The 9,485-nt window shown below is 71.4% G+C and carries 11 protein-coding genes; 2 read left to right on the top strand and 9 right to left on the bottom strand.

The genetic code is table 11. The features are described 5' to 3' along the window. Positions 1-335: 335 nt before the first annotated feature. On the bottom strand, positions 336-545 hold the full coding sequence (locus ACIQF6_RS34205; RefSeq protein WP_400902224.1) for a hypothetical protein: 210 nt from the start codon (positions 543-545) through the stop codon (positions 336-338). A gap of 215 nt (positions 546-760) precedes the next feature. Here ACIQF6_RS34205 and ACIQF6_RS34200 point away from each other — a divergent pair, with 215 nt between their 5' ends. After that, positions 761-979 (top strand): hypothetical protein, encoded by a 219-nt coding sequence (locus ACIQF6_RS34200; RefSeq protein ID WP_400902221.1) that lies wholly within the window; start codon positions 761-763, stop codon positions 977-979. A 686-nt stretch (positions 980-1,665) separates the two neighbouring features. Then, on the top strand, positions 1,666-2,277 hold the full coding sequence (locus ACIQF6_RS34195) for a hypothetical protein (RefSeq protein WP_400902218.1): 612 nt from the start codon (positions 1,666-1,668) through the stop codon (positions 2,275-2,277). A gap of 317 nt (positions 2,278-2,594) precedes the next feature. Here ACIQF6_RS34195 and ACIQF6_RS34190 read toward each other — a convergent pair whose 3' ends face one another. The 8 genes from ACIQF6_RS34190 to ACIQF6_RS34155 form a co-directional block, all read right to left on the bottom strand. Then, a complete protein-coding gene (locus ACIQF6_RS34190) occupies positions 2,595-2,870 on the bottom strand; it encodes a hypothetical protein (protein WP_400902216.1) in 276 nt (91 codons plus the stop codon). 173 nt (positions 2,871-3,043) lie between these two features. After that, positions 3,044-3,253: a hypothetical protein gene (locus ACIQF6_RS34185; protein WP_400902213.1), complete on the bottom strand. Its 210-nt coding sequence runs from the start codon at positions 3,251-3,253 to the stop codon at positions 3,044-3,046. 438 nt (positions 3,254-3,691) lie between these two features. Further along, on the bottom strand, positions 3,692-4,114 hold the full coding sequence (locus ACIQF6_RS34180) for a winged helix-turn-helix transcriptional regulator (protein WP_400902211.1): 423 nt from the start codon (positions 4,112-4,114) through the stop codon (positions 3,692-3,694). Between the two features lie 108 nt (positions 4,115-4,222). Continuing rightward, positions 4,223-4,858: a hypothetical protein gene (locus ACIQF6_RS34175; RefSeq protein ID WP_400902209.1), complete on the bottom strand. Its 636-nt coding sequence runs from the start codon at positions 4,856-4,858 to the stop codon at positions 4,223-4,225. A gap of 1,092 nt (positions 4,859-5,950) precedes the next feature. Then, complete coding sequence (locus tag ACIQF6_RS34170) at positions 5,951-6,208, bottom strand: DnaJ C-terminal domain-containing protein (RefSeq protein ID WP_400902226.1); 258 nt, start codon at positions 6,206-6,208, stop codon at positions 5,951-5,953. 278 nt (positions 6,209-6,486) lie between these two features. After that, positions 6,487-6,876, bottom strand: coding sequence for a hypothetical protein (locus ACIQF6_RS34165; RefSeq protein ID WP_400902206.1), 390 nt, complete (start codon positions 6,874-6,876; stop codon positions 6,487-6,489). A 13-nt stretch (positions 6,877-6,889) separates the two neighbouring features. Beyond that, the gene (locus tag ACIQF6_RS34160; protein WP_400902203.1) at positions 6,890-8,449 is read right to left on the bottom strand and encodes a restriction endonuclease fold toxin-2 domain-containing protein; all 1,560 of its coding nucleotides are present in this window, start codon (positions 8,447-8,449) and stop codon (positions 6,890-6,892) included. Between the two features lie 229 nt (positions 8,450-8,678). Further along, the gene (locus ACIQF6_RS34155) at positions 8,679-9,317 is read right to left on the bottom strand and encodes a restriction endonuclease (protein ID WP_400902201.1); all 639 of its coding nucleotides are present in this window, start codon (positions 9,315-9,317) and stop codon (positions 8,679-8,681) included. Positions 9,318-9,485 lie beyond the last annotated feature (168 nt).

The following is a 9,485-nucleotide window of genomic DNA, read 5'->3' as shown; positions in this document are numbered from 1 at the left end:
CACCGGCCTCCTCGCGCCGGGCCCTTCGCGGACCCGCCCAGACAGGTGCACGTAGCTCTGTACCCTGCGGAGCACTTAGAGGAGTACGCCGACAACGCACGCCTCCACCAGGCAGAACAGGGTGGGACAGTCCCAGCGGGACGCCCGAATCGGACACCCTGGGACAGAGCCGGGACGCCGCCGACCCGGGAGAGAATGACCGGGCGGTGCGCGCCGCACCCCATTGCCCGCGGCGCGCACCGCCGCGACCGCCCGACGGCCAACCCGCCGGCCACGGCCCTCCCGACGGCACGATCCCCGGGGAACGGAGACCGGCGGCCGGTCACGCGACCCGCTCAGGCCTGCGCGGCGGGGCCGTCGACGGTGGCGAGGTAGCCGGGTCCGAGCCGGCGGCGGCCGGTCGGCGCGACGGGGACATCGGCGGCGGTGTCCGGTTCCGCACTCGCGACGCGCTCGGCGGGCAGCAGACGCGCGTGCTCGTCGGGCATGGGCGTGGTGGGGTTCTGGGCGAGGTAGCCGGGTCCGAGCCGGCGGCGGGCGGTCATGACCCCAGTCTGACCGTCGGTCAGCCGCTCGGCGACCATGTGCCCGCGCCGGTTCGGGCGGACCGGCGCGGGCCTGAACGGCGACGCGGAGAGCGCTTGTCAGCGACGCGCACGGCCGTCAGAGGTCGATGTCAGGGGTTGCTGCCGATGTCGGCGGCGACAGGTCCGGCGGGCGGTGGCCCGGGCCGCACGGATGTGCGGCCTACGATGGGGCGGTGTCCGACACCGATGAATTCCCTGCTGACCTGCTCGATCTCCAGCGCCGCTGGTTCGACGTCGAGGCGGCCTGGGCCGCCGACCCGACCGCCGGGAATCGCGCCGAGTTCGGCGCGATCAGCGCCGAACTGCACTCCCACCCGTACTGGGCGGGCGCGGAGAACAGGCACAAGGCGAGCGCGAAGCTCAAGCAGGCCGCGCGGAACTCCGCCGGCTGATCCCGGCATGGCAGTGGCCAGGGTGTCGTCGATCGCGTCGTAGACCCGCGCGGAGGCCTGCTTGCTCGGCCGGCTGTCTCCCGGCCCGGGGTGGGCGTTGCCGTCAAGTTCCTTCATGTAGGTCACCGACTGGGTCCCGGTCGGGTTCACCCGCACGAGGCCACAAGCGCCCCGCTCGCCTCCCCCTGCCCCCCAAGCCCTGTATTCAGCCCCTGATGATTCCGAACCCGGCCGCGCCGCGACAAGTACGGACTGTTCGAAGCCGGAACGCCGAACAAGCAGCCCGCCCGGGCGAGATGATCGACGGCACAGCCGACAAGGCCACGGCCCCGCCGGGCCCGCCGGTGGCGATCGCGGAGAAGGTGGACGACAAGGGCTCGTCGTCAGGTGAGTGATGACGTCGGCGCCCACCCGGTGGGCAGGCCGCGGTGCTCGGTGCAGGCCGGATCGGCAGGCGGCTCAGCCCGGTACGGGCACCGGCCACGTTCACCGGGGGCAGCCGGACAGGCCGGACCGTCTGTGGCCCGGCCGGCGCGGTACGGACCGCACGACGCCAGGTGAGCCGGTCGGCGGTCTTCCGCCCGCCCGGGTTTCCGTTGTTCCACGAACGGCCACGGCCAGGGGCGATAGCGTGACCACGCAGGCACCGACCGTGGCCATCGCGGTTCGTTGGAAGGGGAGTTCGGATGAGCAAGCAGGCCCTCACCTACGTCCAGGGGCTTCGCATCAGCGACGAGACCACCCGGCAGGTGTTCCTGCTGCTCGCCGAGCACACGAGGCAAACCCCCTGGGACGAGGACCCGCCGCTCGTGCTGGGGCTGAAACTCCACGACCGCGACATCCCCACCCACGCGTCCCGGCTCGGCATCGCCCCGGAAGAGTTCCGCCGGCAGCTGCGCCTCCTCAAGACGACCATCCCCATGGACGTCCTGGAGCACCGCGCCGAAGGCGTGTGGGAGATCGTCTACGGCCCGTCCTACACCAGCCCGGCACCGCCGCAGCCCGCCCGGCGCGTTGCCGAACCCGGCGCACCGGCCGGCCCGCTGGAAGCCTTCTCCATGCCGGGCTGGGACAACTACAGCACCTGGGGCTGGGAGGCAGGCCTGGGCCACCTGTATGCCCAGATCATTCACAACAACGACGACCGCGACGCCGAACCCCGGATCTGGATCACTCCGCCCCGGTACGTGCTGCGCACCGTTGACGAGCTCGCCGCGGCCATTGCCGAGGCCATCGCCCCCTATTACGGGAAGGTGCCCCCGCCGGCCGCGGTCATCAAGATGTGGCTCACCAAGTAGCCGGGGCTCGCGGTCCTCGCTGCCCGTCCAACCGGCCGTCCGCGTCGGCGGAGCCGACCGCCCAGATGCGGGACGTCAGTGCCCCGGGGCGCCCGGGGCAACACCGGGCTCGTCCGGGCCGAGGTCGGTTGGCTCCACGTGCAGCACGATCGGGGTGCTGCCTCCCTGAATGGTCAGGGTCTTTCCGATGGGCGTGCCGCCGGCCCGGAAGGTAGTGCGGACCGTCCGGGTGACGATGACGTCCCCGGGCGACCGTCCGAGCTCGGAACCGCTCCCGGACGGTCCGCCGCGGCCCGCGACCCCACAGCCGTTGATGTTCAGGAGAACGTCGGTTCGTCTCCCCACAGGCCGGAGCCGCCGACCTGCGCGGCACCGGTGCCAGCGGTAGGGCTGGGTGCGAAGGGGCCGCTGATGGTGGCGCTGTCCGTGCTGCGGTAGACGAGCCGGTCACCAACGAGCGTGGCGACGTACCGGCCGCTCGGGCCGTACACCTTGCCGCCCTGGATCTTGCCGACGTGTCGGCCGGAGCTGTCGTGGACGTCGTCTCCGCGCCTGCTCAGCGGAACGCCGTCTCGTGTGTAGAGGTGAGACAAGTGGCCTCCCATTACGTAGGGGCTCCCACAGTAGAGCTCAGGTCTGTCAACCACAGCCACATCCCGCCTCGAACGTTCCTGACCGCTGGCGGTTCTACTTTCGGGCCCTCATTCGAGGGCAGATCTATGAAACGGCCGGAGGCCACAGGGACCGCGGCAGGAGGTCGGGCCGGTCAGATCTGGTCGGGGTCGGAGAAGGTCAGGCCGCCGGCCGAGAGCGGACGCCGGGCCGGTTTGGGCGCGGCCGTGGTCTCACCGGGCGGCTGGCGGAAGTCGGCACCCTGCTCGACCGGCAGCCGGCGCGCACCGGACTGGGCGGGCAGGGGCGCGTCGGCGGCGGTCGCGGAGAAGGTGGGCAGCGCGAGAGGGCTGCGGTTGGTCATGATCACCAGTCTCGCAGCCTCGAACAAGCCGGGTAGGCCGAACCGCTAGCACCGGTGATAGCGGTTCGGCCCTGACCACCAGGGTCTGCCGAGGACAGCCACTGTTTCAGAGCCCCAGAACAGCGTGGTCAAGCCGCAGTTGCCACTCCTCTGCGGCCTGCGGGGCCGACCGCGAGCCGTCGCCCGGCCGGACCGCCGACGCGCACCTCGTGGTCTGGCCCTGCCGGTAGGGCCAGACCGCTATCACCGGTGCTAGTGCTTTGGCCCTGGCCAGCAGGGCCAAAGCCGAAGCCGACCGCCCACCTGGGTCAACGCGTGCTTTGGCCCTACGAGCAGGGCCAAACCGCTATCACCGGTGGTAGTGCTTTGGCCCTGCTGGCAGGGCCAACGACGACGGCCCGGGCGGTTGCCCGGGCCGTCGAAGGCGGTCTTTGTCCGCTACGCGCTGATGCCGAGGTTGGCGAGCTGGCCTTCGTAGCGCTGCCGCAGCCGCTCGCCGAACCGCTCGGGGTCGAGGGAGTCAATCTTGGGCACCGCGGCCAGGCCGGCCCGCATCTTCCCGCCGGTCAGCAGCGGGTGGATCTGGTAGACGCCCGGCTCCAGGAGCCAGGCCAGGCCCTTGTCCGCCAGTTGCTTCACGGCCCGGTTGACGCTCGGCGCGCTCAGCCCGAGCAGGGTGCCCATCTCGACCTGGGAGAGGCCGGCGCACCCGGTCTCCGGATCCTGGTAGGCCAGCAGCGTGGTGAGCAGGCGGTGGCTGTTCGCGGTCAGCTCGACCAGGCTGAGGACGGCCAGCGCCTCACGGCTGATGGCCACCATCTCGGTGGTGGGGATCGGCGGGACGTACCGGGTGGTCGTCATCTGGAGTCCTCGGTCAGGGGCGCGGGCGCCCACCGGCTAGCTGATACGTTGAGCATCCAATGTCAGGTTAGGCCCGCTCCGGTGCAACGGAGCGGGCCTCGCCGTCTCTCAGGCGGTCCGGACGGCCCGAACCTTCGGGGCCGCCGCCGGCATCTCGTTCTTCTCCGCCTTCGAGCCGAGCAGCACGACGTTCGTGGCCTTGGCCACCGACCGCTGCTCCTCGCGGCGCTCCTTGCGCCAGGCCGTGGCGTACTCCGGGCCGGGCATCAGGAACTCGGGCACCTCCGCGACCCAGACGTCCTGCGCCGCCTCCTGGTCGGCGCTGGACCCGGCGAAGGTCAGGAACGGGTTCAACTGGTAGACCGAGCGGCGCGCTGTTCGCAGCCAGCCGATCTCGTTGAAGAACAGCAGCGATTCGCCGACGTAGGTCCGCGAGACCCCGGAGGCGGCGCTGATGTCGCGGTGGGTGGTCTTCACCATGCCCAGCGGCGCCCGGCGTGGGGCCTTGCCGCTCATCTGCTGGAAGCCGACCAGGGTGCACCAGGTCCGCATCCAGGTCTGCGGGATGTCCATCTGGGCGAGGGTGAGCATCATCAGCGGGGCGTCGGTGGTGTAGCCCTTGGTGGTGTCGGACTCCGCGAAGGTGCGGCCCGAGATCTTCTGCACCGAGTAGACGACGTTTCCCCGGCTGTCGAGCCGGGTCACCAGCTGTTCGCCGTAGCCCAGCTTGGGCTTGTCAGCCATCGGCGCTCTCCAGGTTCCTTGATCCAATGTCATCGGGACACTATCACGGGTGATAGTGCTTTGGCCCTACCGTTAGGGCCAGACCGTCCCGGCGAGTCGTCCCGCCGCGCTCGACAGTAGGCGCCGGGGCCTGTGGATAACGCCCGCCGGTTTGGCCTGGCCAGCAGGGCCAAAGTCGAGAGCGTTTGGCCCTGCTGGCCAGGGCCAAACAATGTCTGACACAAACTGGTCGTTTTCGCAGGTCAGAGCATGTTTATGACCGGTTCTCGCGGGCGGGGCTCTCTCACTACTCCCGCCGCGCGGGAGGACCGGCGCTCCCGTACCCACCGGTCCGGCAGCACCTCGTGTCACAGCGGCCACCACGGGCGGTCTGGCCTGCGGCTTTGCCACTGGGGTGGCCTCCGGCGGGTTGGCTTTCCGTGCCGCTGCCGCCGCCCGGGCCGGGTCGGGTTTGGCCCTGCTGGCCGGGGTCACTGCGCCAGTCATGGAAGTCCGGCTGCCGCCGGACCCGGGCCCAGGGGGGCCCTTTCCATGCCTACGAGTTCCGGTGGCTGGTGCCCATGCCCTGCCGCTGCTGGCGCTGCGGTTCGGCGGCGGGTGCGGGCACCGGTCGGTCCCGGCCAGCGCTCCCAGGTCGTGAAGGTGGGCAGCAAGGTCTTCGTCGGCAGGTGGTGACGTCGGCAACCGCTCGGTAGGCGGGCAGCACGCGGCACCCGGTGCAGGCCGGACCGGCAGGTGGCTCCGCCCCGTACGGGCACCGGCCACCTCCTCGATGGCAACTGCCCAGTGCCCGGGCCGTCCACGGCCCGGGCCGGTGCGGTGACGGGCTGACGGCGGGGCCGGCCACGGCCCTGACGGCGGACCGGCGGCGCAGGGCAGGCGGCAGGATGGCGGGTCCAGCGCCGCCGGGCGCTGGCCACGGGTGCGGGGGCGGAGCACGCCGCGCCCAGCCATCCACGCGGCCGCGGTCCGCATCGGTTCGCAATTGCCGCCCGTACCCGGTGGTCCGGCAGGGCAGGCGGCGCGCGTTGTGGGGTGGGGAAGAGCGAAGGGGAGGGATGGACTCATGGTCCATTTTGGGGGACACCACAATCACCAAAATGAACCATGAGTCCATCCCGGCTTGGGCACAGCGCGGCCCGACGTCACGTACATGTGAGGTGATCCCAGGAGCACGTCACATGTACGCCTGCCTGGCGGCCGGTCAGGCACGATGTGCACGGTGACGTAGAGGTCGCCGTTCTCGCCGCCGTTGGTGCCGCGCTCGCCCAGGCCGCGGAGCCGGACGCGCTGTCCTTCGCGAAGGCCGGCGGGGAAGCGGACCTGGTGCTCCTGGACGCGCTTGGGCACGAGGCCGGTCCCGCGGCACAGCGAGCACCAGCCGTTGTCCTGGCGACGGGGGTCGCCGCCGCCGGCGGTCGGCGTGTAGGCGGGCGAAGACGTCGGCGACCGGGTCCGCTTCGGGCCGGCGATGGATGCGACCGGAAGCCCGCCCGTCACCGCGGTGTCGTTGAGTGGGCACTGGAGCGGCGACGCGCGGGTCACGAGGCCGAGCAGCGCTGGCCGGGGAAGCGGAGGGGCGAGCACGCGAGGAACAACGGGCGGCGGACCTTGCGGCGGGGCGGGCGTCAGGATTCGCTGGCCAGGCTGTCGAGGAGGTCCGCGATCTGCCGGGTCGTCGCTGCTGCCGGGACAGGGCGGATCTCGTCCGGGTTGGACTCGACCATGGCGACCGCGTTCGTACCCGGGGGGAGCAGGCCGAGGAACCACGCGACGGTGTCGGCCCAGAACTGGGGCTCGGCGTCGCGGAGGATCAGGTGCCGGTGGTCGAAGTAGCTGCCGTGCCGCCGCTCGCCGTCGATGTCGATCTCGAAGTCGATGTAGGCGCTGCGGCTCACCGGGGCGTACTTGTGCCAGGTCTGCACGTCGGGGAAGCGGGTCTCCAGGCGCCGTTCGACGTCCTGGCCGCTGAGTGGCCAGGTGGTGCCCTCGGGGGCGGCGATGTAGATCGCGTTCATGGGTGAGCCTCCGTCAGGGGACGACGCGGACGTTGCTCTTCACGTGGTGCGCGGCGAGTAGGAACTGCCAGTATCCGACGGTGGCCGGGTCGGGGGTGTCCACCTCGAGGTACTGGGCGTGGTTGGCGGGGTTGTCGATGGCTGCCTTGTACCGGTCGAGCTCGGATTCGTCCCCGCTGAGCAGCAGGTTGGTGTTGAACTTGTTCTCTTGCAGGCCTTCGAGGGAGCGGGGGCTGCAGCCGGGCTTGCGGACGTTCTTGGCGTCGATGATCGCGCCGTCCGTGGTGCGGAAGCCGTCGGCCCACACGGTCTCGCCGTTGGCGCCGGACATCAGGCGTTCGGGGGTGCCGGCGACGCGCACTTGGTAGTCGCGGTCATCCTGGGTGCCGTAGTTGGGTTGCCGCTGCGGCAGTCCGGCGACCCAGGTGGAGGCGGCGAACTGCTGGGCCGGGTCGTATGTCGGGTACGGGGGCGGCACCGGTGCCGCGACGGGACCGACGCCCGGTACGGCGAGGGGGTTCTGCGGCGGGCCGGGCGGTGTCGAGGCGATGGCGACTGCCGGCGAGGCCGCGACCGCGGCGGTCGCGGCGACGGTGACGGACAGGCGGGCGGCCAGCGAGGCGACCACCGCCTCGGCTTCGGCGACTGCGGCGGCGGCCGCCAGTTCGGCCTCGGCTGCCGCGAGCGCGTCGGCCGCGACGGCGGCGTCGGCGGCGAGCGCCGCGTCCGCCGCGCCGGCGGCGACGTCCGAGCCGCCGAAGGTGAAGAAGGTCAGGACGACGCCGGCCGTGGTGATGATCCCGGCTGCCGTCGCCAGGCCGATCAGCGTGTTGCGGCAGTCGTCGACGGCGTCCGCGTACTGGTTGCAGATCGCCTGCATCTGCCGGCAGGCGGCGGAGGTGTTCTCCAGCAGCGGCAGCGACGGGGACACGTCCGTACCGCCGTGCGGACGGGCCGCGTACACCGTCGCCGCGTACTCCTGGAAGGCGTCGAACGCCTTGCCCTGGCATCCGGCGACAACGGAGGAAGCATGGAGACCGGCGTTGACCTGCGCGTCGTCGATCAGCGACGCGCACTTCGCCCACACCTGCCCCGCGTGCCGCAGCCGGTCCGGATCGCCCTGCGGCCAGAACTTCCCGACGACCGGCATCTCGTGGACCTCCTTCGACCCGGTCACCATCGGCAGGCCGTTGTACGCCTCGCTCGGCTCGCACTCCTGCGCGCGCTGCGCGGTGGCGGAGGAGGTGTCGATCCGGCCGGACATGGCGGCGGCGATCGAGTCCTCGACCGCCAGGTAGTTCGCCGCCATCGTCAGCAGGCGCCCGGAGATCGCGGCCATGCCCTGTCCGGCCTTGCCGATCGCCTGCACGATCGTCCTCGCCGCCGGCTCGTACTTCGCGGCGAAGGAGTGCGCGACGCTGTCATCGCCGGCCATTCCCGATGATGACGCGAGGTCGCCCGCAGTGCCCGCGGCGATGGCGTACACGAAGTCCTTGGTGTCCAGGAACTCCACCGACGACCGGAACACGAGACTGGAGTCGACGACGATGTCGTCGCCCGGCACGTTCCGCACAGGTCCCCCTCCCGCTCCTGTGTTGCGCGGCCAGCCTACGACAGACCGTGTCCGCGACAGCACGCTTCGCCACAAGGCGACGGTCGTTCAACCCCGAGGCCTGCAAGGCAAGTCGAGCGGCCGGCCGGCCACAGAACGTCGCCGCGGTGAGACGCGCAAACCGGCCGAGGACTTCGCGCGCCCAGTGTCCGGCGCCGCCCTGGACACCTCCCGCCGTACTGGACGCGGGTCAACTCCAAGGCGGCCGAGCGGTTCCTTCCGCCCACAGGGCCAGCGCCCGGCGGTCGACGGCCCGGATCCCGACTCGGGCGCAGAAGGCAGCGGCGGCCTTGGTGAAGGTGCTGGTCGTGACGACCAGTGCGAGGTCGCAGCGGTGGACGTCGCGGTAGGTGCCGTTGACCTTCTGCACGTCCTGGGAGCCCACCAGCGTCTTCGGCCCGTACCGCTTGGCCTGGATCAGGATCCGCTGCCCGGTCGGAGTGGTGGCCAGGACGTCGGCGGCGAGATCGCCCGCGCCACCGACGACGGTGACCTTCGTGCAGCCGTCGCGCCGGCACAACACCGCCAGCGCATGCTCGAACTCCTTCGGACCCATCGCCAGGAACGCCCCGACATGCCGCAGCTGCGCGACCTGCGCCTCATGCTCCCGTCGCGAGGCCGCCACCTTGCCGCGAACCACCAGCAGCACGACGGCCAGGGCAACGGCCAGCAGACCGAACAGGAGCAGCAGGTGGTTCAGGAGCCACCCCAGCACGAGCAGCAGCAGGATGACCACGGCGGTGGCCACGCCGAACAGGACGATGCCGTCGCCTCGGTTCCGCCCGCGGCGCTTGGCGCTGCGGCGACGTCGAACGGGCCTGCGGGCCACGACACTTCCCCCTCCGGGCCGGAATCCTGGCCGAGAGCGTAGGAGGCGGCGGCCGCTCGCCGCAGGCGGTCGGGCCCAACCGGCCGGATCACGGCGGTCGGTGGCCGAACTTCCCGATCACGCCTCACGACCGCCATACCTCTGACACTCTCACCCAGAGCATCCGAA

The sequence above is a fragment of the Kitasatospora sp. NPDC092948 genome, from assembly GCF_044754805.1.
Lineage (GTDB): Bacteria > Actinomycetota > Actinomycetes > Streptomycetales > Streptomycetaceae > Kitasatospora.
This window is presented reverse-complemented; position numbering and strand designations above follow the sequence as displayed.